25 protein-coding genes are annotated in these 20,896 nt (G+C 40.6%); 3 read left to right on the top strand and 22 right to left on the bottom strand.

Translation table 11 applies throughout. The features are described 5' to 3' along the window. Positions 1-213: 213 nt before the first annotated feature. The 3 genes from BK139_RS16755 to BK139_RS16745 form a co-directional block, all read right to left on the bottom strand. Positions 214-1,191, bottom strand: coding sequence for a S66 family peptidase (locus BK139_RS16755; RefSeq protein WP_076260987.1), 978 nt, complete (start codon positions 1,189-1,191; stop codon positions 214-216). 123 nt (positions 1,192-1,314) lie between these two features. Beyond that, positions 1,315-2,781, bottom strand: coding sequence for an NAD(P)/FAD-dependent oxidoreductase (locus BK139_RS16750; RefSeq protein WP_076260984.1), 1,467 nt, complete (start codon positions 2,779-2,781; stop codon positions 1,315-1,317). Between the two features lie 217 nt (positions 2,782-2,998). After that, on the bottom strand, positions 2,999-3,163 hold the full coding sequence (locus BK139_RS16745; protein WP_076260981.1) for a YjcZ family sporulation protein: 165 nt from the start codon (positions 3,161-3,163) through the stop codon (positions 2,999-3,001). A gap of 193 nt (positions 3,164-3,356) precedes the next feature. Between BK139_RS16745 and BK139_RS16740 the strand changes: the two genes are divergently transcribed. Next, the gene (locus BK139_RS16740) at positions 3,357-4,451 is read left to right on the top strand and encodes an SGNH/GDSL hydrolase family protein (RefSeq protein ID WP_076260978.1); all 1,095 of its coding nucleotides are present in this window, start codon (positions 3,357-3,359) and stop codon (positions 4,449-4,451) included. Positions 4,452-4,535: 84 nt separating this feature from the next. Here BK139_RS16740 and BK139_RS16735 read toward each other — a convergent pair whose 3' ends face one another. The 4 genes from BK139_RS16735 to rsgA all read right to left on the bottom strand — a co-directional run bounded on the left by BK139_RS16735 (position 4,536) and on the right by rsgA (position 7,226). Continuing rightward, positions 4,536-5,033: a PTS sugar transporter subunit IIA gene (locus tag BK139_RS16735; protein ID WP_076260976.1), complete on the bottom strand. Its 498-nt coding sequence runs from the start codon at positions 5,031-5,033 to the stop codon at positions 4,536-4,538. An 18-nt stretch (positions 5,034-5,051) separates the two neighbouring features. Then, entirely contained in the window at positions 5,052-5,492 is a 441-nt protein-coding gene (gene msrB, locus BK139_RS16730) for a peptide-methionine (R)-S-oxide reductase MsrB (protein ID WP_076260973.1), read from the bottom strand. Then, the gene (gene msrA / locus BK139_RS16725) at positions 5,492-6,028 is read right to left on the bottom strand and encodes a peptide-methionine (S)-S-oxide reductase MsrA (RefSeq protein ID WP_076260970.1); all 537 of its coding nucleotides are present in this window, start codon (positions 6,026-6,028) and stop codon (positions 5,492-5,494) included. The genes msrB and msrA overlap by 1 nt, the downstream gene beginning before the upstream one ends. Positions 6,029-6,167: 139 nt before the next feature. Continuing rightward, positions 6,168-7,226, bottom strand: a complete 1,059-nt coding sequence (gene rsgA / locus BK139_RS16720; RefSeq protein ID WP_076260968.1) for a ribosome small subunit-dependent GTPase A — start codon at positions 7,224-7,226, stop codon at positions 6,168-6,170. Between the two features lie 322 nt (positions 7,227-7,548). Between rsgA and BK139_RS16715 the strand changes: the two genes are divergently transcribed. Further along, entirely contained in the window at positions 7,549-8,322 is a 774-nt protein-coding gene (locus BK139_RS16715; protein WP_076260965.1) for a DUF4397 domain-containing protein, read from the top strand. Between the two features lie 66 nt (positions 8,323-8,388). Here BK139_RS16715 and BK139_RS16710 read toward each other — a convergent pair whose 3' ends face one another. The 9 genes from BK139_RS16710 to ilvA form a co-directional block, all read right to left on the bottom strand. Then, on the bottom strand, positions 8,389-8,970 hold the full coding sequence (locus tag BK139_RS16710) for a YpmS family protein (RefSeq protein ID WP_076260962.1): 582 nt from the start codon (positions 8,968-8,970) through the stop codon (positions 8,389-8,391). Then, on the bottom strand, positions 8,960-9,799 hold the full coding sequence (locus BK139_RS16705) for an SGNH/GDSL hydrolase family protein (RefSeq protein ID WP_076260959.1): 840 nt from the start codon (positions 9,797-9,799) through the stop codon (positions 8,960-8,962). The genes BK139_RS16710 and BK139_RS16705 overlap by 11 nt, the downstream gene beginning before the upstream one ends. A 122-nt stretch (positions 9,800-9,921) precedes the next feature. Next, the gene (locus tag BK139_RS16700; protein ID WP_076260957.1) at positions 9,922-10,503 is read right to left on the bottom strand and encodes an SCO family protein; all 582 of its coding nucleotides are present in this window, start codon (positions 10,501-10,503) and stop codon (positions 9,922-9,924) included. A 127-nt stretch (positions 10,504-10,630) separates the two neighbouring features. Continuing rightward, on the bottom strand, positions 10,631-11,629 hold the full coding sequence (locus tag BK139_RS16695; RefSeq protein ID WP_440231669.1) for a nucleoside hydrolase: 999 nt from the start codon (positions 11,627-11,629) through the stop codon (positions 10,631-10,633). A gap of 137 nt (positions 11,630-11,766) precedes the next feature. Then, a complete protein-coding gene (locus BK139_RS16690; protein WP_076260951.1) occupies positions 11,767-12,615 on the bottom strand; it encodes a DegV family protein in 849 nt (282 codons plus the stop codon). Positions 12,616-12,755: 140 nt separating this feature from the next. Beyond that, entirely contained in the window at positions 12,756-13,001 is a 246-nt protein-coding gene (locus BK139_RS16685) for a DUF2535 family protein (protein ID WP_076260948.1), read from the bottom strand. Between the two features lie 89 nt (positions 13,002-13,090). Beyond that, positions 13,091-13,828: a twin-arginine translocase subunit TatC gene (gene tatC / locus BK139_RS16680; RefSeq protein WP_076260946.1), complete on the bottom strand. Its 738-nt coding sequence runs from the start codon at positions 13,826-13,828 to the stop codon at positions 13,091-13,093. An 86-nt stretch (positions 13,829-13,914) separates the two neighbouring features. After that, positions 13,915-14,112 carry a twin-arginine translocase TatA/TatE family subunit gene (locus BK139_RS16675; protein WP_035331398.1) on the bottom strand — a complete coding sequence of 66 codons (198 nt, stop codon included), beginning with the start codon at positions 14,110-14,112 and terminating at the stop codon, positions 13,915-13,917. A gap of 144 nt (positions 14,113-14,256) precedes the next feature. Next, positions 14,257-15,525 (bottom strand): threonine ammonia-lyase IlvA, encoded by a 1,269-nt coding sequence (gene ilvA / locus BK139_RS16670; protein ID WP_076260943.1) that lies wholly within the window; start codon positions 15,523-15,525, stop codon positions 14,257-14,259. A gap of 172 nt (positions 15,526-15,697) precedes the next feature. Here ilvA and BK139_RS16665 point away from each other — a divergent pair, with 172 nt between their 5' ends. Continuing rightward, positions 15,698-15,934 carry a hypothetical protein gene (locus tag BK139_RS16665; RefSeq protein WP_048009397.1) on the top strand — a complete coding sequence of 79 codons (237 nt, stop codon included), beginning with the start codon at positions 15,698-15,700 and terminating at the stop codon, positions 15,932-15,934. A 41-nt stretch (positions 15,935-15,975) separates the two neighbouring features. Here the strand turns inward: BK139_RS16665 and BK139_RS16660 are convergent, their stop codons facing one another. The 6 genes from BK139_RS16660 to BK139_RS16635 all read right to left on the bottom strand — a co-directional run bounded on the left by BK139_RS16660 (position 15,976) and on the right by BK139_RS16635 (position 20,894). Further along, positions 15,976-16,707 (bottom strand): lysophospholipid acyltransferase family protein, encoded by a 732-nt coding sequence (locus BK139_RS16660; RefSeq protein ID WP_076260940.1) that lies wholly within the window; start codon positions 16,705-16,707, stop codon positions 15,976-15,978. 115 nt (positions 16,708-16,822) lie between these two features. After that, positions 16,823-17,308, bottom strand: coding sequence for a dihydrofolate reductase (locus tag BK139_RS16655; RefSeq protein ID WP_076260937.1), 486 nt, complete (start codon positions 17,306-17,308; stop codon positions 16,823-16,825). Then, positions 17,305-18,099 carry a thymidylate synthase gene (locus BK139_RS16650; protein WP_076260934.1) on the bottom strand — a complete coding sequence of 265 codons (795 nt, stop codon included), beginning with the start codon at positions 18,097-18,099 and terminating at the stop codon, positions 17,305-17,307. The genes BK139_RS16655 and BK139_RS16650 overlap by 4 nt, the downstream gene beginning before the upstream one ends. Before the next feature lie 90 nt (positions 18,100-18,189). Further along, the gene (locus BK139_RS16645; RefSeq protein ID WP_076260932.1) at positions 18,190-18,891 is read right to left on the bottom strand and encodes an anthrax toxin lethal factor-related metalloendopeptidase; all 702 of its coding nucleotides are present in this window, start codon (positions 18,889-18,891) and stop codon (positions 18,190-18,192) included. A gap of 232 nt (positions 18,892-19,123) precedes the next feature. Beyond that, complete coding sequence (locus BK139_RS16640; RefSeq protein ID WP_035331391.1) at positions 19,124-19,735, bottom strand: TerD family protein; 612 nt, start codon at positions 19,733-19,735, stop codon at positions 19,124-19,126. A gap of 52 nt (positions 19,736-19,787) precedes the next feature. Next, the gene (locus BK139_RS16635) at positions 19,788-20,894 is read right to left on the bottom strand and encodes a toxic anion resistance protein (RefSeq protein WP_076260929.1); all 1,107 of its coding nucleotides are present in this window, start codon (positions 20,892-20,894) and stop codon (positions 19,788-19,790) included. Positions 20,895-20,896 lie beyond the last annotated feature (2 nt).

Genomic DNA, 20,896 nt, shown 5'->3' with positions numbered 1-20,896 from the left:
TGCCTGCGGCTAATCAATATCCGCCGATGGCTTCATGAGCTTTCACAGCAAATCTTCAATTCTACAAGCCAAATACTCTCTACCATTTGGCAATATAGTAAATTGTATGAAGTCACTTAAGAAATCTTTCATAAAAGAATTTTGCAGAGTGATCTATTTTTTCGCTGCAAAAAAAAACAGCCGCTGGATAGCGGCTGCTGAAAATTCATTTTCCTAATTCTGTTCAATCCAAATTTCACTTTCAAAACCTTGTGCTTTTATAACTGCTTTCCCTCCAATTGGGATAGTGGCATAGGGCTGTACATGGCCGAAGTTCACATTTGCGATTACAGGGATGTCTCGAAGTTCTTTTTTGGATACAATAATTTTCTTCAGTGCTTCATCTGTCACTTGAGAATTTTTCTGAAATCTTCCAATGAGGATTCCTTTGATGTCACAGGCATCAGGCAGGTGCAGAAGTGATTGAAGATTCCGATCAAAGGTGAGAGCATGTGATTCCTCATCATCTTCAATAAATAAGATTGAATCCTTTAAAGATGGCATGAACTCTGTTCCCTGCAGCAAATTAAGCGTGCATAAATTCCCTCCAATTAATACGCCTTCTGCAATCCCTTCCTGGATTACCGTATACCCATTATTTTTGATGAAATGCCTGTCTTCCTGATCGAGATACCATGGATCATCACTCCATTGTGATGATGCTGTAATCTCATATGGGGCATCGTTTGTTACTGCGTTAATAAAAGATTCCAATGTGTACTCAAACCCATGCTTTACACCGAAGCTTGAAAAATGCGGGCCAGAATAGGTGATCAAACCTGTTTTTTTATAAATGGCACCCTGCAGTGCTGTGATATCACTAAATCCGCAAAATATTTTTGGATTGTTTTTTATTATCCCGAAGTCTATGTAATTTAAAAGCTGGTTGGCGTTATAGCCGCCGATCACCGTCAGGATTCCCTTTACATTAGGATCAGTAAAAGCATCATGGAAATCTTCAATTCTTTCTTCTATAGAAGTACTGAAAAACTCATCATGCTCTTCTGCATTTTTGCCGTATGTCACTGTGAATCCCAGCCGATTCAGCCGCTCTTGGGCAATTCGCAATTGTTCGCCTTTTATGATAGCCATACTTCTGGACGGTGCAATGACCCGGATCTCATCGCCGGGCTTTAATCGCTCTGCAAGCATTGTGTCCTCTCCTTTTTCACTTTCAGACTTAGATTGTTTTACATTTTATCAAATACGGGGTCGTTAGGAAATAACTGTTTTTTATATAAAAAAAGGCCTGCTTTTCAGCACGGCCTTCTGTTCTTATACTAATGCAGGTTCTTTTCTTGGTGCATTACTTGTCTTTTCGATAATATCCCTTGCAATCCAGACACCGCAGGCACCCGCCTGTGCAAGTCCTCTGGTAATGCCTGCACCATCCCCGCCGACATAAAGTCCGCTGATTTCCGTTTCGAAACGGTCATTCAATCTTGGACGTGCAGAGTAGAATTTCGCCTCCACTCCATAGAATAGGGTGTGTTCTGATGCAAGTCCGGGAGATACATGGTTTAAAGCCTCTGTCATTTCAATCAGGCTTTTCATTGTATTATATGGCAGCACAAGGCCTAAGTCTCCTGGGACCGCTTCCTTTAAGGTTGGCTCAAGGAAGCCTTCTTTAATCCTTTTCTCAGTAGACCTTCTCCCTTTTAATATATCTCCATACTTTTGGACAATGATTCCCCCGTTTGAAAGGCTGTTGGCAAGCCTTGAAATTTCATGCGCATATTCATTTGGCTTATCAAACGGTTCCGAGAATGTATGGGATACCAGCAGCGCAAAGTTCGTATTCGGGCTTCCCAGCTTAGGGTCTTTGTAAGCATGGCCATTCGCAAGCATGATTCCTGAGTGGTTTTCCACTACAACATGGCCGGAAGGATTGCTGCAGAATGTCCGCACTCTTGTACCGACGGATGTATTAAATGTGAACTTTCCTTCGTAAAGATGTTTATTGATCTCTTCCATGACAATATCCGAAGTTTCAACCCGCACGCCAATATCTACCTGATTATTGATCATCTTCAAGCGGCGTGACTTCAGGAGGTTTGCCAGCCAAACTGATCCATCTCTCCCTGGTGCTGCAACTACCTTATCAGCATAAACTTCATTTCCGGACTTAAGCTTAACTCCCATTATGCGATTGCCATCAGGGGTTTTCTCTGTTATGAGATCTTCAACCTCTGTCTTATAGGACATATCAATTTTTTCTCGTAAATATTCATAAATGCTCTTTAGGATTTCAAGATTCTGCTCGGTGCCCAAATGTCTGACCTGCGCACGAAGCAGTTTAAGTCCTGCTGCATATCCGCGGCGCTCGATGTCCCTCACTTCCTCTGTCATTGGGTCTGTAATACTTTCAGTCGCGCCATGCTTCAAATTAATTTCGTCTACATATTTTATCAATTCAACAACCTGGGAGTCAGGGAGATAATCGGTCATCCAGCCGCCAAACTCACTCGTTATATTGAATTTCCCATCTGAATAAGCCCCTGCTCCGCCAAATCCATTCGTGATAGAACAAGCAGGCAAGCAGCCGGCAAATTCCTTTCTTCCTGCTGCCGGCGGGCATTTCGAGATCTTTTTCTGTAAAATCGGACAATTTCTTTTATAAATATCATGGCCTTTATCAATTAATAAAATTTTTGCTTCAGGCATTTTAAGAGTTAATTCATAACAAGTAAATATTCCAGCCGGTCCAGCACCGACAACAATAACATCATAATTCGCATTCATCGTCCTATTCCCCCAGACGCATTATTCGTTAATTTCTTCTGCCAAAGGTAACTATATCAAATACAGAAAAAAAGGTCAATATTTTTACGAACTATTAAATGATATTATTAAAAAACGTTCGTCTTTAAGCTACTTTATGTAAAATTCCGTTAATAAGTTCCCGCCCAATAAACAAAAGACTGCTCATTACGAGCAGCCTTCATAAAATCCATTTATATTACCAATTTCCGCAGCAGCATGCTCCGATGATAATCAATAGAATGAACAATACGACGATCAATGCAAAACCGCCATATCCTCCACAATGGGCACCAGCAACAGGATAGCCATATCCTGGATAACATTGGTCGTAGCCAGCACCGGCAACTGCACCTTTATACATAAATAATCACTCCTCAACAAGATTTCTTGGGCATTTTCAATATTAATGTATGTAGGGTAAACTTGACCCGCATGTGCATATGCCCATTTTTATAAAAAAACGCTCTAACTCCATTTTAAAACCTTCCCCCTTTGCCATTAATAGGGTACGATAAACGTAAGAGATTCAGATAAGAAGCGGAGGATTCAAACCAATGAAGAGAAGGAAGATTGGCATATATTTTTTTATCATCACTTTTATATATGGTTTGTATCATTTGTTTGATAGCCTATCTAAAGTTGAAGGGGCAAATCCAACTAACGTGTATCAAAAGCTATCGTCAAAAGAAAATATCAATTACCTGATTATCGGGGACAGCATTGGCAGAGGGTCAGGTGCGACCTCTAAATCATCGGCATGGTTTACAAGGCTTGAGAAGCATCTGCATAGTGAATTTGGGATTAAAGCCAAAAGGCATTCAATCGTCCAAAGTGGTGCCACTGCCTTTGAAGGTTTATATAAGCTTCAGCAATCCGAACATTTAGGGAAAATTGATTTAACTTTTATTGTATTTGGGGAGAATGACCGCAAATATATGGATGAGAAGCAATTTTCATATTTCTACGAAGGGCTTATCCGGAAAACAAAACAGCTTTACCCTGATACCGAGATCATAACTATTACAGAAAACCCGCTTGATAATGAAGCGTTCGTTCAGGCGATTTCTTTTATTTCCAGCCATTATGGCGCAAAAAATGTGGATATGAAAAAGCCTTTTGAACTATCGGGATTACCTGCAGAGGAACTGACAAAGGATTTAGTCCATCCAAATGATGATGGCTATGAAATATATGCAGATACCTTGATAAAGAAAATAAGGGAGCTTACCGGCAGGCATGCAGAAATTGCAGAGCTTTCTGCCCCCATTCATGAAAATGCGGACATCGAAATATCATCCATCCCTCATGTGACAGACATATCTGGATCATTTATTCACAAAGACGGCATTTGGGAGAGCCGCAAGGCGGGTGACAGTCTTGAATATCAATTTAGCGGCCCTTTCCTTGGGGTCGATATGATTCGAAGCGAAAAAGGCGGGAAGATGGATGTGTTTATAGATGATGTGTATATTACATCCTTATCCGGCTGGTGGCCGCTGACTAAAGAAAGATATCAATATATTGTCAGCGGTCTCGAAGACGGACAGCATTTAGTTAAATTTATTGTGGCCAATGAAAAATCAGTGAATAACAGTACTGACGATGCCGTTATTCAAATTTCCTCCATCCTCACCAGGGCAGACCAATAAAGATATGGACAGAAGCTGGTCTGTGAACAAATACTGTAAAAAATGACTCAAAAAAAGCCGCTTAATTTTCAGCGGCTTTTTCTATTATTTTGCAGTAACTGTCATTACTGCAGATGTTCCTCTCGTTACGGCTCCCGCTGCACTTTTCTCGATAGAAGCGACCTGGTCGCCATTAGTGATTATCATTGGCGTTACTGTGCTCTTTGCCTTTGCTTTAACCAGCTCTAAATCAAACGTGACAAGCTTATCACCTTCACTGACCCTTGAACCCTCGGAAATATGGGTCTCAAATCCTTCCCCTTTCATGGAGACCGTTTCGAGGCCAATATGGATTAAAATCTCGGCACCATTCTCAGCACGAATACCGATTGCATGCTTGGTAGGGAACACTTGAACTATTTCTCCATTTACCGGGGAAACAACCACCCCTTCTGAAGGTTCAATTGCAATACCGTCTCCCATCATTTTTTCTGCAAATACAGGATCAGGCACCTCTTCCAGATTAACCGCTGTACCCGTCAAAGCAGCCTTAACTTCAATTGTTTTGACTGTTTCCTTTTTGCCAAATAATTTCTTGAACATAAAAACACCATCCGATTCTTAGTTTTCATTATTAAATAGATGCAGATATTCTTTGTAGCCTTCTTCCTCGAGTTTTTCCTTAGGGATAAACCTGAGTGCAGCAGAATTAATGCAATAACGGAGGCCCGCAGGTCCAGGCCCATCATCAAAAACATGACCAAGATGGGAATCGGCTGATTTGCTTCTTACTTCTGTTCTGACCATAAAGTGGCTGCGGTCTTCTTTTTCAACAACTTCTTCATCCTGTATGGGTTTTGTAAAGCTGGGCCAGCCGCACCCTGCGTCATATTTATCTTTTGAGCTGAAGAGAGGCTTTCCGGAAACAATATCCACATAAATCCCATCTTTAAATTCATTCCAATACTCATTGCGGAAAGGCGGCTCTGTGCCATTATTCTGAGTTACTTCATATTGCATGGGATCAAGTTTCTGCTTTAAATCTTCTCTATCTTTTGCCATTATTCTTCACCCCAATGTTTATTAATAAATGCTTTTCTTCCAGAGCCGGTTTGATAGGCATTGTATCTTTCCGGATTTTTTTTGTAATAGTGCTGATGATATTCTTCTGCAGGATAAAAGTCTGAAGCAGGCAGAATCCTGGTAACAATCGGTTTTGTAAATGGACCAGTTTCTTCAAGCTTTTGTTTTGATTTTTCTGCTAACTGCTTTTGTTTTTCATTGTGATAAAAAATCGCTGTCTGATAGGATTGGCCTCGATCATAGAACTGGCCGCCTGCATCTGTAGGGTCAATCTGCTGCCAATATAATTCAAGCAGCTTTTCATATGGGTAGATTTCAGGATCAAATGTGATCTGAACCGCTTCATAATGGCCAGTTGTTTCCGAACAGACTTGCTGGTAAGTCGGGTTTTCTACACTCCCTCCGGTATATCCGGATAGTACTTCTTTTATTCCAGGCTGTTCATCAAAAGGCTTTACCATGCACCAAAAGCAGCCTCCTGCGAAGCTTGCCTTTTCGTATTGTTTCTCTGTCATTCTGCTCCACCTCTTTCCGGCACTTTTCTATCTTTTACTTTTTCCCTTAAAATGATGATTTAAAGCTATATACATAAGATTAATGAAAAGATTCATTTTATGCAAAAGAAACCTCTTCACTGAAGAGGTTTCTGAATCTTTATATTCTTTTGTTCTTTGCACCGGCACTTATTTTTTTCCAGCGCTTGCGTTCTTCAGATTGGGCCCGCTTATCCTGCTTTCTATCCAGATAAGCGAGTTCCTTGAGAAGCTTCTTATAGCTGTTCAGACGCGCCCTTGATATGCTGCCTTCTTCTATTAGCATATGCACAGCGCACCCTGGCTCATTTTCATGTGTACAGTCCCTGAATCTGCAGTTTTCAGCGGCTTGTTCAATATCTGTGAAGCTTTCTGAAAGACCGCTTTCACTTTCCCACAGCTGAAGCTCCCGCATTCCTGGAGTATCAATCAATATGGCGCCTTCAGGAAGAAGGATGAGTTCCCTGTGAGTAGTTGTATGCTTTCCTTTGTCATCACTTATTCGAATATCCTGGACCTTTTGCTTTTCCGCGCCAAGAAGGTAATTGGTCAGTGTGGACTTTCCAACACCTGAAGAGCCGAGCAGTGCGATTGTTTTTCCAGGCTCCAAAAACGGCTTTAGCAGGTCTATTCCCTTCTCTTCCATCACGCTGATTGAGATAACAGGAACACCCATGGCGACGGTATCCACCTCAGCAAGCTTTTCCTCCAGATTCTCACAAAGGTCAGCCTTGGTAAGAACAATCACTGGAGCAGCACCGCTTTCCCATGTTAAAAGCAAATAACGTTCCAATCTTCTTAAGTTTAGATCCTCATTAAGTGAATTAACCAGGAATATGGTATCTACATTAGCAGCTACAATTTGTTCTTCCGTATTCACCCCTGCTGCCTTCCTTGAAAATTTGCTTTTTCTTGGAAGGACAGCATGAATAGTCCCCCGCTGTTCATCCGCTCTTTCTTTGATGACAACCCAGTCACCTACAGCAGGAAAATCCTCCCTTGATGATGCATCGAAAGAAAATTTTCCTGATACTTCACAGAGCATTTCACCCTTATCTGTCCATACACGATACATTCTTTTATGCTCTAAAGCCACCCGGCCCATTTGATATTTTTTTTCTTCATACGCTGAAAAAGCATCTTTAAAAAAGGGATCGAATCCAAGTTTATTAATTGACAATGTTTGTTCCTCCATGCTTATCGAATATTTTTTTACATACAAAAAACCATAGGCAATCAGCCCATGGTTTGATCATGCATGTTCAATAAGCAGAAAAAACAATCTAGTCCGCTCGATTAAACGAATTCCATTTGGGCTGTGCCTGAATTATTTACAATGGACGTATTTGCGTAAAGTTCACTTGTCATAGCACATCACCCGCTTTCGTTTATTTGTTTATATTATATGGAATTTTGATCCAGATGTAAAGTCCTTTTATTTCTTGTGGCATTCACCCATGAAGAAGCATATGGTATTAAAGCAGATTTTAGGAGGGGGAATTATGCCTACTGAGAGAAATCAGCAGTGGTACTTACAAAAAGCGGCAAAATATGATCTTTTGGCTCAGTATTTTAAATACATTGATGCAGCACAGCATATTGCATATTATCATAAACATTTATATTGCCTCAATCAGGCTTTTCGAATGATGCGTACAAATAATAATACTGTGCCTGCTGAAGAAGTTCATCAGGAACAGCAGGCAAGAGTACGGATGTTCCATGGTTCCCCTGATGCCGGTCCAATTGATATTTATATAAATGGCACGCAAATTTTAAAGGACTTTTCATATAAAGAAGCAAGCGGTTATGCTGCACTGCCTGCCGGCAAGCATCAGATAGACATATATCCGGCTGGCAGCATGGTTTCCACTCTTTTAAGCAGAAAAATCACTGCCGCTGCAGATAACGTGTATACAATTGCGGCTGCAGGAAATGCAGCAAACTTAAAGCTTGTCCTATTAGAAGATCAGCCTGAAGTGCCTGCCGGCGAAACAAAAGTCAGATTTATCCACCTGTCACCCGATGCTCCTGCAGTTGATATTGCCGTAAAAAACAGGGATGTTGTTTTCCCCAATATCGCTTTCAGGCAGGCAAGCAAATACATGGCATTAACTCCAATGACTGTCGACCTGGAAGCCAGGGTAGCGGGAACCCCAAATTCAGTGCTGTCCATCCCCCGAATGCAATTTAAAGCAAACCAGGCCTACACTTTAGCGGCTGTAGGTTCCGTGGCCAAAGAGCCTGAGCTCGAAGCAATTATCATTGCAGATTAAATGCTTTCCCGATTATCAAGCATCAAAAAAGGGAACCCTCCAAAGCTGCGGAAGGATTCCCTTTTCTCATTTAACCGGAACAAGAAGGGTAAAACGAATATCATCCTGTTTCAGATTAAATTCATCCACTTTTACTTTCACATCACTTTTCAGCTTCATTTGCTGCAGTGACACATAGATTCTTTCTTTCTGCGGCTGAATGGTAACACCTTCCGGAAGCTTGTAGCGGTCTTTTACCAGCTTCAGAACATGTGAAACTGGAAGATTCAGCTGCCCAACAGATATAGACTTTTGCTGAAGGACAACATCCCCATTCTTCAAGGCTTCTGGTTCAAATGACAGTTTCATTTGCAGATCCTGGCTGAAGAAAGGGATTGTGCCATATAAATCAACTTCTTCGTTTAGGAGGACCTTATAATCTATTGCTCCTGTCAGCCCTTCTTTTTCAAGGTAGTGGTTAATGACTCTATTCAAATCTTCTTTATTGGCTTTTATGTTAAAAGGAACGTAATTATCACTATTCTCTGTGATCGCTGTGTATTCTTCGTCATCTGCCGGTATACTGATAAAAATAAACAGCACAGCTAAAACGAGTGCATTAATCGCCAGCAGTGCAAAAAACAGCTTTTTCCATTTTCTATCTTTCAATCAACTTCTCTCCATTTCCTTCAGCTTTCCTTTTATACGGAATATCTTTCAGCACTTCCTCTGTGAGTATTTGATGGACCCGTCCAGCTATTAATTCATAGCCTTTATCATTTGGATGAAAATAGTCTGTATATAAAAGATTATCATCGGTATTTTCAAATATATCATCTATTTCAACAAAATAAGTCCCTGGATAATTTCTCAATATATCCCTGCTTGTGTCATTCCAATCTCCAAGAATAGCATTAATTTCCGTTATTTCTGAAAACCATTTTAAAAAGGGATTATATAAGCCTATTAAAACAATTTTACTATTTGGGTTTACCTCTTTTATCGTATCTAAAACCTCAGTCAGATTTTGTTCATAGGTTTCTTTTTCCTTGGCAAAAGCCCTCAGCTTTAGGTTTGAAAAGTTTTCACGGACTACTTTCATAACGTCATTGCCGCCAATGGTTATGATCACCGCGTCTGCATTCTTCACAACACCTTTTACCTCATCTGTCCCCAGCTTTTTCAATAATTGATCGGAACGATTTCCTTTTACACCGAAATTATAAAAAACAGCGTCTTGAACACTTTTGTCTTTTTCCAGTGACATCTCAAGATATGGCACGTACCCTCCACGTTCAGTACTGTCTCCTACCCCCTGGGTTAAAGAATCACCCACAGCAGCAACAGTAAGGTTTCGAGGGAAAAAATCCAATGGAATTTCTTCTTTAACTGTCAGGCGGGATTCTTTTTCAGAATGAATTATATCGCTGTGGTTAACTGAACTGCAGGAGGCGAGAAGCAGCATGACCCAAAAGATGAGGGTGAATTTTTTTATCATACTATCACCTGCCCATTTTTCTCATTCATATTATAACATGCAACTTAAGTTTAAAAATAATTAGCATTGTTCCTGCAGCAGCAAGGACTAAACAGAAAAGAAAAATAGACCTTATCCAAGGTCTATTGCAATGCTTTAATATCATTCATAATTTCATCTAATGGAATTTCATTAAGACCAGTATAATATTTCATTACTTTACCATTCTGGTCAACAAGGTAAAAATCTGTTCCATGGATTACCTGATCACCTGTTTGCGGCTTTTTCACAATGGTTTTGAAGTATTCCATAGCATATTTCTCAATTTCTTCCTGGTCATATCCGGTCAGAAAATGCCAATTGCTGAAATCTGCATTATATGTAGATGCAAATTCCTTTAAAACTTCAGGTGTATCCACTTTTGGGTCTACACTGAATGAAACAAATTCAATATTTTCTATGCCTTCCTCCTCAGCCAAATCCTGAAGCTTCTTCATATTAGCTGTCATGGGCATACATACATCTTCGCAATTGGTAAAAATAAAGTCGGCTACCCAAACCTTGCCTTCAAGATCCTTTAAGCCAAATTCTTTATTATCCTGGTTTGTATACGTAAAATCAGCCAGTTCCCAATTTAACGCGTCCTTTATGCCACTCTGTCCGCATGCTGCAAGAACTGCAAGCATAAAAGCAGCAGCCATTACAGCAAAAACTTTTTCCCTCATACATTCACCTGCTTTGATTAGTTACGATGCTAATTTTAGCAAATATTCATGAAAGAAGAAAGAAGTACTTATGACAAACTTGTGAATAGGAATCTTATTATCTCGAATTAATGGATGATAAAAACTATTAAGTCGGTTTAGTTTTATGGTTAGTCATAATTTCATAAAATGTTCTGATAAAATTTGAATAATTAAATTGCACAGCAATCCGATGTATCCGGTATTTCATCTTATCTTCCGGAGGGACATTTCTAAAGTCTCCAATGCTCTGGCCAAACGCCTCCCCTTTGTCAGTAATTATCTTTACCGGTACATCCAGATATTGTATGTCAGCCCCGTCAAGCATTGCCCACAATGTAAATAAATCGTGCATGGGGCTTCCGCTTATGCCTGGATAGGTTTCCTTATAAAAATTGAAATAATAATCAACCATAGGCTTAAGAATTAAGCCGACTTTATTCTGCACTTTCTGATAATAGGCATCAAGAGAGTCGATAAGTGCAGGAGTAATGATTGCAGACATCGTTACATCCAGAGGAAAGACATGAATTTTCTTTGGTGCATTGGCAAACACAACATTAGCCGCATACGGGTCCCCGTAAAAATTTGCTTCAGCCACTGGAGTCACATTGCCTGGAACATTGAATGCCCCGCCCATAATATAAAAGTCACTGACTTTACTCATTAGTGCCGGATAAAGGATAAAGGCCGTTGCCAATGAAGAAAGTCTGCCTACATTAACGATTGTTATATCATTTTCATACTTCTCGATCAGTTCCTTAAAATCATCGAAGTTTTCAAACAAATTATTGGAATTCTCCAGGTTTGGAATAATCGGACCCAGCCCTTCTATGCCGTGAACATCCGGGTAAAACACCGGAACCTCTCCGGTTAAAGGCAATACGGCTCCGCTGACTACAGGAGTATTTTGTCCGGTTAATTCACGAAGGTAAGCAGCGTTTCGGACGGCATCCTCTCTGGAAACATTTCCATAATCAGCAACAATTCCAACGATATTGATTTCCACTGAGAAAAAAGCAAATATAACTGCAACAAAATCGTCAATTCCAAAGTCACTAAAAAACAAGACATTTTTCCTCTTCAACCCTACACCCCCATAATTCATTTTATTCCGGGGATAATCAAGAATGGCAAATATTTTCAAATAGGATAAAAGTCTTTGAATCTGACTATTCCTTACCATGATTAGAGCAAAACAGACCCCGCAAAAAAACGCATAGCGTGGTGAGCTATGCGTACTTTTTATTTATCTTCCAGATGATACATGAACCCAATTGCACCTGGTCCTGTATGTGTACTGATAATTGGAGTTGTTTCTTCGATTTCAACCTCTGCACCAGCATCCAGCTCTTCTATCATTGTTTTCAGCTTAGAAGCTAACTCAATGCCTTCTGCATGAACAAGACCTACACCTTTAATTGTTTTCCCTTTAATATCTTCTGCAAATTGCTTGGCCAAATATTTTGCAACCTGGGTATGGCTTCTTACTTTGGCGACAGGTGTATAGACACCGCCTTCAAGCGAGGCAATTGGTTTTATATTCAGCAGGGACCCGATCATGGCCTTGCCTTTGCCAATTCTTCCGCCTTTTACAAGGTTTTCCAGCGTGTCCACTACTACAAATAACTTAGTATTGGTGCGAATGGTTTCCAGCCGGCTGACAATTTCCTGAATGTTTTTCCCTTCTCTGGCCATTTTCGCAGCCTCCAAGACTTGAAAAGCCAGTGCTTTGGATATATATCTGGAATCTACCACTGTAACATTTGCATGTGACATAGCTGCTGCACTTTCTGCTGATTGAACAGTACCGCTCATTCCGCCAGTCATATGAATAGAAAGAATTTCATAGCCCTGGTCACCAAACCTTTCATACACCTCGGCGAATACTCCCGCAGGAGGCTGTGAGCTTTTAGGCAGCTCGTCCGCTTCTTTCATTTTCCTCATGAATTCAGATGGAGTAATATCAACCCTGTCCAAATATGTATTACCGTCGATGTGAATAGATAGCGGGACTACTTCAATATCGAATTTTTCAAGCAATTCGCTGGATAGGTCAGCTGTAGAATCTGTAACAATTTTAATTTTAGCCATTATGCTTTCACTTCCCCTGCATTTACAATTAGTTCATATTATACATTCAAGTAAAATACAAATAAAGCAATAAATATATAGCTTGTTTTTCTCTTCCAAGTGGCCAAAAAAATACCGGCTGGCTGCCGGCATCAATGTTGTTAAGCGTTATTTTTTAATTCTGGAGTTTTAAAAATCTCTTCATAGACTGGCCACTTTAAAACTCGCTTTAGATATTCTCTAAAAGAATGGTTCTTAAGTGGATTGGCATTAGTGGCCGCAATAAAAGTTTTTAAACGGACTTGGATCATAAAATAATAAGGGCTATCTTTTGCCAATACAGGAATTTCAATAATTTTTACCTTCTGTCCAACAGCATTTTTGAACTCTAGGCTTTTAAATAGCAAAATATCAATCCTCTTTTTCACCCGTTTGTTAATATTATACCCCAAATAACGCTCGAAATGTGTCTGATTATGCTATCACATTAATTTTTTTATGAAGATGCTTCTCCTGTATTCTCTGCCTTTTTCAGCTTTTTTTTGTAGACAATTTTTGATAAGTTGATGCTTATTTCATAGAGCAGAAGCAATGGAATAGTGACAAGAATATCGGACATGAAGTCAGGAGGTGATATAACAACCGAAATCACGACAAGGACAAAATAAGCATATTTCCTGATTTTAGTAAGCACATAAGGATTTATGATTCCCAGCGAAGTCAGGAACATGATGACTACCGGGAGTTCAAACAAAACTCCAAAAGGCAAAGTCATATTTAGGACAAAGCGGAAATATTTATCCACAGTGAAATTGGCCTCAAACAATTCTCCACCCAAATCAACAAGAAAACTTAATACGGTGGGGAAAATGACAAAATAGCCAAAGCAAAGGCCAATAATGAACAAAATAAAAAGCGCCGGCACATAAGAAAGAGAAATCTTCCGCTCAGCTGCTGTAAGGGCAGGCTTGACAAACAGCCAAATCTGCAAAGCCAGAACGGGAATTGTCCCTGCAACGGCAATGACCGTAGCAAGCATAAAGTAAACCCAGATAATATCACTTGGGCCCAGGACAATCAATTTGACGTCCAGGTCTCTTACCAGCCATTTATAAATATCCTCCACAAACACAAAGCCTGCAATAAAGAACAGGATAAATGCTGATGCTGTTATAATGAGTCTTTTTCTTAATTCATCTAGATGTTCGACTAAATTTAACTCTTTTTCTTCCATACGATTCTCCTGCTAATTTTATATCTGGCCCAGCCTGTTGTATCTTAACCCAAAACAAAAAGGTGCAAGAAGTATATCCTTACACCTTATTTAACCGTTTTTTTCTTAGTATCCTGTTCGAGCTCATCCATCACGTCACTGGTCAGGTCTCGGGTAGATTTTTTAAATTCTCTTAGTGTTTCACCAAAAGCACGGCCAATTTCCGGCAGCTTTTTTGGACCGAATATGATTAACGCCAAAACAAGGATTAAAATTAATCCTGGTACACCGATATTTGAAAGCATATTCACATCTCCTTTAAAGTACTTCCCTTTTGAATCTAATACGATTATAGTACTTTTCAAAGGAAATGTCACAGATATCATAAAAATTCATATTTCAGTCACATATCTTATTAAATAATAGGGATCTGCATGTCATCCGGATACTTATACAAGAAGATGAAAAAGATTGCTGTCTTTGTTTATCTCCTTGTAAGAGAATCCCTTTTTATTCATTCTCACAATGAGGTCGCTATAGTCCTCTTTATGCTTCAGCTCAATTCCTACAAGGGCCGGACCATTTTCTTTATTATTTTTTTTCGTATATTCAAAACGTGTAATATCATCCGTCGGGCCAAGCACTTCATCAAGGAATTCTCTTAATGCCCCTGCCCTTTGGGGGAAATTCACTATGAAGTGGTAAAGCAGGCCTTCATAAAGGAGGGAACGCTCTTTAATTTCCTGCATGCGGCCAATATCATTATTGCCCCCGCTGATCACACATACAACATTCTTACCCTTAATTTGATCTCTGCACATATCCAATGCAGCAATCGGCAAAGCCCCGGCAGGCTCTGCCACAATCGCATGCTCGTTATATAATTCAAGGATTGTCGTGCACACTTTCCCTTCCGGAACCATGAAAATATCATCAACCAGCTCATTACAGATGTCATAGGTTTTTTCACCGACACACTTTACCGCAGCACCATCTACAAACTTATCAATCTCCCCGAGGGGTGCTACTGTTTGAGCCTTGATTGCTTCGCTCATAGAGGGTGCTCCTTCAGGTTCAACCCCAATCATCTGCGTTTCCGGCGAGATGCTTTTTATGTATGTGCTGAGTCCTGCCATCAATCCGCCTCCGCCAATGCTGGCAATAACAAAATCGACTTGCTCTTCACAATCGTTAAGCATTTCAACCGCTACTGTTCCCTGTCCCGCTATCACCATTTCATCATCAAACGGATGGATAAATGCCATGTCCCCCTCAGTGGCACATTTAAGAGCTTCATGATAGGAATCATCAAAAGTGTCTCCAACGAGTATGATCTCCACTGAATCTCTCCCAAACAGCTCTACCTGGCTCACCTTCTGTCTCGGCGTGGTCGCCGGCATGAAGATCTTCCCCTGAACCCCAAGGTGTCTGCATGCATAGGCAACTCCCTGCGCATGATTCCCTGCACTTGCACAGACAACGCCGTTTTCAAGCTCCTCTGCAGTTAAAGATTTAACTTTATAGTAGGCACCTCTTAATTTAAATGAGCGTACATGCTGAAGATCTTCTCTTTTCAAATAGACATTGCACTCATACTTTTCTGATAGGCGTTCATTTTTCTGTAAAGGTGTATGGGCAACAATATCCTTTAGCTGCTGGTATGCAATCAAAATATCTTCCAACTGCACCCATTTTTTTGTCATTAGTTTCTGTTCCATTTTGCCACCCTCTTCTTTACAAGTTATTAATTTGTACATTATACCATGACAAATCACGATTTCAATCCGGTATTTTTAAAATTTACATTTTTCGAATTATTTTATGGATAGAAACAGATAAGACTGACATATAATAAGCAAAAGTTAATTTATATCTCAAAGGGGTGCAGGAATGGAGTTTTCTTTATGCAGTCTGGATAGCGCTTTGCCTGTGGAGGTAACAGTGGATGAAGATAACGGCAGGTATATGATTCGGAAAAGCGACACGAGTGGAGAGTACTTCAACAGTGCAGATGAATTAATAGAGTGGGTGAAAGAGAACTTTACCGCAGAAGAGTTTTGCGATCCCAGGGAATACCACGGAATGATTCAGAAGCTCACAGATTATTTAGTGAATCCCAATTTATAATTTATCGCTTAAAAGGCCCCTGACAGACTGGGGCCTTCTTTTTATGAAGCGATTTTTCTATCCGAGAGACTGCTGCAGATTATCCCTCTTACTTCCTGTGCAAGAAACTTTGCATCCATATCTTTAACAATCCTGGAATTCACAGGCTTGCACACCCTGATCTCTATTTTAGCCGGCTTTATGAGTCTCCCATTCTTTTCAAAGGCATCTGCTGTCCCTTTTATGGATATTGGCACAATCGGAACACCTGCATCCTGTGCAAGCTTGAATCCGCCTACTTTAAAAGGCGCTACCTGCCCTCCCCTGCTTCTCGTCCCTTCCGGGAAAATCAGGAGAGAGTGTCCCTGTTTTAAAAGCTCTGCAGCATTCTTTAAAGAATTGATAGCACTTCTGCGATTGCTGCGATCAATAAAGACACAATTCATGACTTCCATCCATGATGAGATAATGGGTGCTTTCTTCATTTCTACTTTCGATATAAAACCAAAAGGTTTATTAATGAATGCAAGAAGGACTGGAATATCAAAATCCCCTTCATGGTTGCAGACAATGACGACAGGCCCTTCCGGAATTAATTCCTGCCCCGTAATTTTTACTTGAGAGCCTGATATTTTCATAATCGTCCTGGACCACTTTTGGGGCACTTTATGGATGATGCGGTCGCGCTCTTCAACAGGAAGTGCCGAATTCAAGTTTCTCATCCGGGATAGTGCAGGAAGGCTATAAACTAAATATCCGCCCATATAAAGAAAAAAGATTATTAGTCGAAGCATACATACCTCCAAGGGTTGGGATGTTTTACATTATATATTAATCAGGATCCTTTCACTATATGTTACAGTTTAATAATTTTAAAAAGCAGCCCGCCGGCGCGAGCTGCTGTTAAGGTTATTTTCTTTTATAAATGAGGAATTCAAAATCATACGGATTTTTTTCATCCCTGGTGCCCTTCTCCCTTGAAAGAAGGTCCCATTCTGACATGTCCAATTCCGGAAAATATGTGTCCCCTTCAAATTGGTCATAAATCATAGTCAGATATAGCCGATCAGCTGCAGGAAGAATGGCTTTGAAAATCTCGGCACCGCCAATGACAAAGATTTCATCTTCCCTCTCACCGCTGTACTTCAGCAGCTCCTCAACTGTATGTACTACTGTACATCCTTCACAGGAAAAGGATTTATTACGGGTTATCACAATATTTTCTCTTCCCGGCAGAGGTCTCCCGATTGAATCCCAGGTTTTGCGTCCCATGGCAATCGGATGCCCCATCGTCGTTCTTTTAAAAAACTTTAAATCCTCAGGCAAATGCCAGGGAAGTTTATTATCCCTGCCGATCACACGATTCTCATCCATTGCCCACATTAAAGAAATCATACACTGACAACTCCTTTAATATGAGGATGCGGATCATAGTCTTCAAGCTGGAAATCGTCAAACTTAAAGCTGAAAATATCTTTCACATCTGGATTAATCTTCATTTTTGGAAGCTTTCGGGGATCACGGCCCAGCTGGAGGTTTACCTGTTCAAGATGATTCTGGTAGATATGCACATCACCGAAAGTATGAACAAATTCACCAGGCTCCAGATCGCAAACCTGCGCAACCATCATAGTCAGTAAAGCATAGGAAGCGATATTAAACGGCACGCCGAGAAAGACATCTGCAGATCTCTGATAAAGCTGGCAGGATAGCTTTCCATCTGCAGCGTAAAACTGGAATAGGCAGTGGCAAGGCGGCAAAGCCATCTTTTCAATTTCTCCAACATTCCATGCATTTACAATCAGGCGGCGGGAATCAGGATTTGTTTTGATTTGCTCAATCAGGCTGGTGATCTGATCAACTGTATTTCCATCAGCACCTGTCCAGGATCTCCACTGATGTCCATAAACGGGCCCTAGATTCCCTTCCTCATCAGCCCACTCATTCCATATCCGCACACCATTGTCCTGAAGGTATCTCACATTTGTATCTCCATTTAAAAACCATAATAGCTCATGGATAATGGATTTTAGATGCAATTTCTTAGTAGTAACAAGCGGGAAGCCCTCCTGCAGGTTAAAGCGCATCTGATATCCAAACGTGCTTATTGTACCTGTGCCTGTACGGTCTTCTTTTTTTGTGCCATTTTCCAGAACATGCCTGCAAAGATCCAAATATTGTTTCATATCAACCCAACCTTTTTAAAATACTCATTGCTATTGTACACAATTTCCGATTGTTTAACATTAGTTAAAAATTATAAAAAAAAGGGTATATCAGTTTAACTTTTTTATAAAATCATAGGTTTTCGGAGCATTCTCTCTTAATAATTCCCTCGATTCCCCTTCTGCAAAATACATCGCAAAAGCCTCAGCGAAATATTCTTCCGGGAAGGAAAGAAGATAATTTTGGCCAGGGAACAATTTAGCTTTTTCCGCTTTCCACACAGAGAGAAACTTCTGATTAAATCGAATGCCATCGTACACATGACGATCAACAGAATGGGCAAGTTCATGAAGTTCCAGATTAATGGATCCATGACCTTTCCCCTTCTCACTGAAGCCTATTTTTACAAGGACTGTTTTTGCTCCGCCAATCCCCGGGACATCATCCCAAGTGGTATCCCCTGTATAGCCTCGTGGTATTATCCCTGCGAGATGCTGCGCTGTAGGGTTATCAGTAAGTTTCCCCGTGAATAATTTCACCCTGATATCTTCATCCTCTATTTTGGAGAGCAGGGAAGCCGGCAGATGATCCACCCGGGAAATCATCTCTGCAGCCTCCCTCTCATCAAAAGGTTCGAGAGGCACAATAAAGATTTCACCAAGCTGGCGTGGAGATTTCAGACTGAGAAACTCTTTAAGCTGGGAGGAATGCGGGTAATCCTTTAGTTTTATGCCGCCCATGGCAGCCTGAGAATTCCCAAGCAGTGCAAGGGAAACAATCATAATTGTAAATGTAAGTGCCATTTTGCGCATGTTAAAAGCCCCTTCTGCTAGTCTAAGATGTATAATTTGCGGGCAACAGAGCTCTTTGAAGTATATAAGCTGCGGAACTGCCTGAATGGAGAAAAAATCTTTAACCGATCTGATAATCTATTAAAATTATAACATATGAAAGGATGATTAAAAGGAAACAAATGATGGGAAACTTTTATGAAAATTCAAAAAGGGCCCGAGTAATTTCGGACCCCTTCGAAGTTGATTTTTATTAAGAATAAGAGCGCACTACATCTGAAAGGCCTGGAGAAGCCGTCCCAGTACCCACTGCTGCAAACTTCCAATCGCTTCCATGGCGATAAATCTCTCCAACTATTAAGCTGGTACTTCCGCTGTAGTTGTCAGTCAGGTTGTAATGAATCAGTTCCTGATTGTTGCCGGAGTTTACTACTCTGATGAAGGCATTTTGGATCATTCCGAAATGCTGCTTTCTCTTTACACTGTCATAAATGTTTACAACGAATACCATTTTGTGAATGTGTGCAGGCACTCTGCTTAAATCAATCAGCACCTGCTCGTCGTCTCCATCTCCTGCTCCTGTCAGATTGTCCCCCGTATGCTGGACACTTCCGTCGCTGCTTTTTAAATTGCCGAAGTAAATGACATCTTTATTGCTTTTAAGCTTTCCATTTTCACCAAGCATGATTACAGAAGCGTCACAGTCGATATTTGCTCCGCCGCCGCCTCCGAATAAAGATCCCAGGAGACCGCCGCCTCCGCTTTTTTGAACTGGATCCCAGCCTAATCCTACCATAATTTTAGATAATCCCGGATTTCCTTTAGTTAAGTCAACACGCTGGCCTTTTTGAAGATTTATTGCCATATCAATTCCACCTCGTCAATAATTTATATTTTATTTAAAAATGTGCAGCTGACTAACCCTGCTGCTTCATTTTTTTAAAATTGTCCTGGAGCTGTTCCAGTCTCCTGGTTCCTTCTTCCCGCAGACGTTTGTTTTCTTCTTCTATTGATTTTGTCTCCTGCATACCTTTCATGATGATATTCCAGGATTCCTCAATCGTTTCAATCTTAATGCTTGGACCGCCTGCCAATCTTGCAATATCAGCACTTTGGTTTGAAATATTCTGCGCATTGCGCACCAGCATTTCATTTGTCCGTCTGTCCAGCTCGCTCATAGAATCAGCAACAAGCTTTTGTCTTTTCGCTGCGACTGCCTGAATCAGACCGTTTTTAAAGATTGGAATAGTGGTTACAAAGGCAGAATTAATCTTACCGATAAGCTTGGTATTTCCTCTCTGAAGCAGCCGGATTTGCGGTGCTGTCTGAAGGGCAACCATTTTAGCCATTTCAAGATCATAAACTCTTTGCTCGAGTAAATCGACGGCATTTCTTAACGTATCAAGCTGCATCGAAGCCATCTGATCCCCCTGAGCCGCCCGCGCTTCCAGCTGTGGAAGCTGATTGGCCTTTAAATCATCGGCTTTCATTTGTCCTGCAACAGCATATTTTTCGAGCGTCAGATAGTACTGATAATTCTGCTCATACATTTGTTCAAGCATGGTTGTAGAATCGACCATTTCACTTTGGTATTTGGAAATTTCAACATACACTTTATCAATTTCCGCACCCATTGTCTGGTATTTTCCGAAAAGCTTCTCAATCATTTTTTCTCCGCGCTTGAAAAGCTTGCCAAATATGCCTTTAGGTCCCTGCTCGAAATCCTTCTTGTCAAATTTGTCCATGATTCTGCCGAGCTGCTTTAAAAGTTCACCTGAATCTTCAACCTTCGTTGTTCTCATGTTGCTCAATATCTGGTCAGAGAAGCGGGAAATCTGAACAGCAGGCTCTTTGCCGAATTCAAGTATTTGAATTTGATCCTTCTCATCAATGGACCTGGCCAGATTTTGCACCTCAGGCTCCTGTCTTAGAGCAAGCTTAATTTCTGAAACGTTATTTTCGGTTAATTTATCATCCTGCAGCTGGGCTGTTAAATTTTGTTCTGCTGATTTGGTCGGATTCATTT

The sequence above is a fragment of the Paenibacillus sp. FSL R5-0490 genome, from assembly GCF_001956215.1.
Classification (GTDB): domain Bacteria; phylum Bacillota; class Bacilli; order Bacillales; family Cytobacillaceae; genus Cytobacillus.
This window is presented reverse-complemented; position numbering and strand designations above follow the sequence as displayed.

Coding starts and splice junctions, on each gene's coding strand:
- BK139_RS16640 (WP_035331391.1), bottom strand. CDS start 19,735: ATGGCAATAAATCTTCAAAAAGGCCAGCGTGTTGACTTAACTAAAGGA.
- BK139_RS16695 (WP_440231669.1), bottom strand. CDS start 11,629: ATGAATTATGGGGGTGTAGGGTTGAAGAGGAAAAATGTCTTGTTTTTT.
- BK139_RS16665 (WP_048009397.1), top strand. CDS start 15,698: ATGGAGTTTTCTTTATGCAGTCTGGATAGCGCTTTGCCTGTGGAGGTA.
- BK139_RS16675 (WP_035331398.1), bottom strand. CDS start 14,112: ATGCTTTCAAATATCGGTGTACCAGGATTAATTTTAATCCTTGTTTTG.
- BK139_RS16650 (WP_076260934.1), bottom strand. CDS start 18,099: ATGAAACAATATTTGGATCTTTGCAGGCATGTTCTGGAAAATGGCACA.
- BK139_RS16740 (WP_076260978.1), top strand. CDS start 3,357: ATGAAGAGAAGGAAGATTGGCATATATTTTTTTATCATCACTTTTATA.
- BK139_RS16750 (WP_076260984.1), bottom strand. CDS start 2,781: ATGAATGCGAATTATGATGTTATTGTTGTCGGTGCTGGACCGGCTGGA.
- BK139_RS16755 (WP_076260987.1), bottom strand. CDS start 1,191: ATGCTTGCAGAGCGATTAAAGCCCGGCGATGAGATCCGGGTCATTGCA.
- BK139_RS16735 (WP_076260976.1), bottom strand. CDS start 5,033: ATGTTCAAGAAATTATTTGGCAAAAAGGAAACAGTCAAAACAATTGAA.
- msrB (WP_076260973.1), bottom strand. CDS start 5,492: ATGGCAAAAGATAGAGAAGATTTAAAGCAGAAACTTGATCCCATGCAA.
- BK139_RS16660 (WP_076260940.1), bottom strand. CDS start 16,707: ATGCTTCGACTAATAATCTTTTTTCTTTATATGGGCGGATATTTAGTT.
- BK139_RS16690 (WP_076260951.1), bottom strand. CDS start 12,615: ATGGCTAAAATTAAAATTGTTACAGATTCTACAGCTGACCTATCCAGC.
- tatC (WP_076260946.1), bottom strand. CDS start 13,828: ATGGAAGAAAAAGAGTTAAATTTAGTCGAACATCTAGATGAATTAAGA.
- msrA (WP_076260970.1), bottom strand. CDS start 6,028: ATGACAGAGAAACAATACGAAAAGGCAAGCTTCGCAGGAGGCTGCTTT.
- BK139_RS16705 (WP_076260959.1), bottom strand. CDS start 9,799: ATGATAAAAAAATTCACCCTCATCTTTTGGGTCATGCTGCTTCTCGCC.
- BK139_RS16745 (WP_076260981.1), bottom strand. CDS start 3,163: ATGTATAAAGGTGCAGTTGCCGGTGCTGGCTACGACCAATGTTATCCA.
- BK139_RS16700 (WP_076260957.1), bottom strand. CDS start 10,503: ATGAGGGAAAAAGTTTTTGCTGTAATGGCTGCTGCTTTTATGCTTGCA.
- BK139_RS16655 (WP_076260937.1), bottom strand. CDS start 17,308: ATGATTTCTTTAATGTGGGCAATGGATGAGAATCGTGTGATCGGCAGG.
- BK139_RS16645 (WP_076260932.1), bottom strand. CDS start 18,891: ATGCGCAAAATGGCACTTACATTTACAATTATGATTGTTTCCCTTGCA.
- BK139_RS16715 (WP_076260965.1), top strand. CDS start 7,549: ATGCCTACTGAGAGAAATCAGCAGTGGTACTTACAAAAAGCGGCAAAA.
- BK139_RS16635 (WP_076260929.1), bottom strand. CDS start 20,894: ATGAATCCGACCAAATCAGCAGAACAAAATTTAACAGCCCAGCTGCAG.
- ilvA (WP_076260943.1), bottom strand. CDS start 15,525: ATGGAACAGAAACTAATGACAAAAAAATGGGTGCAGTTGGAAGATATT.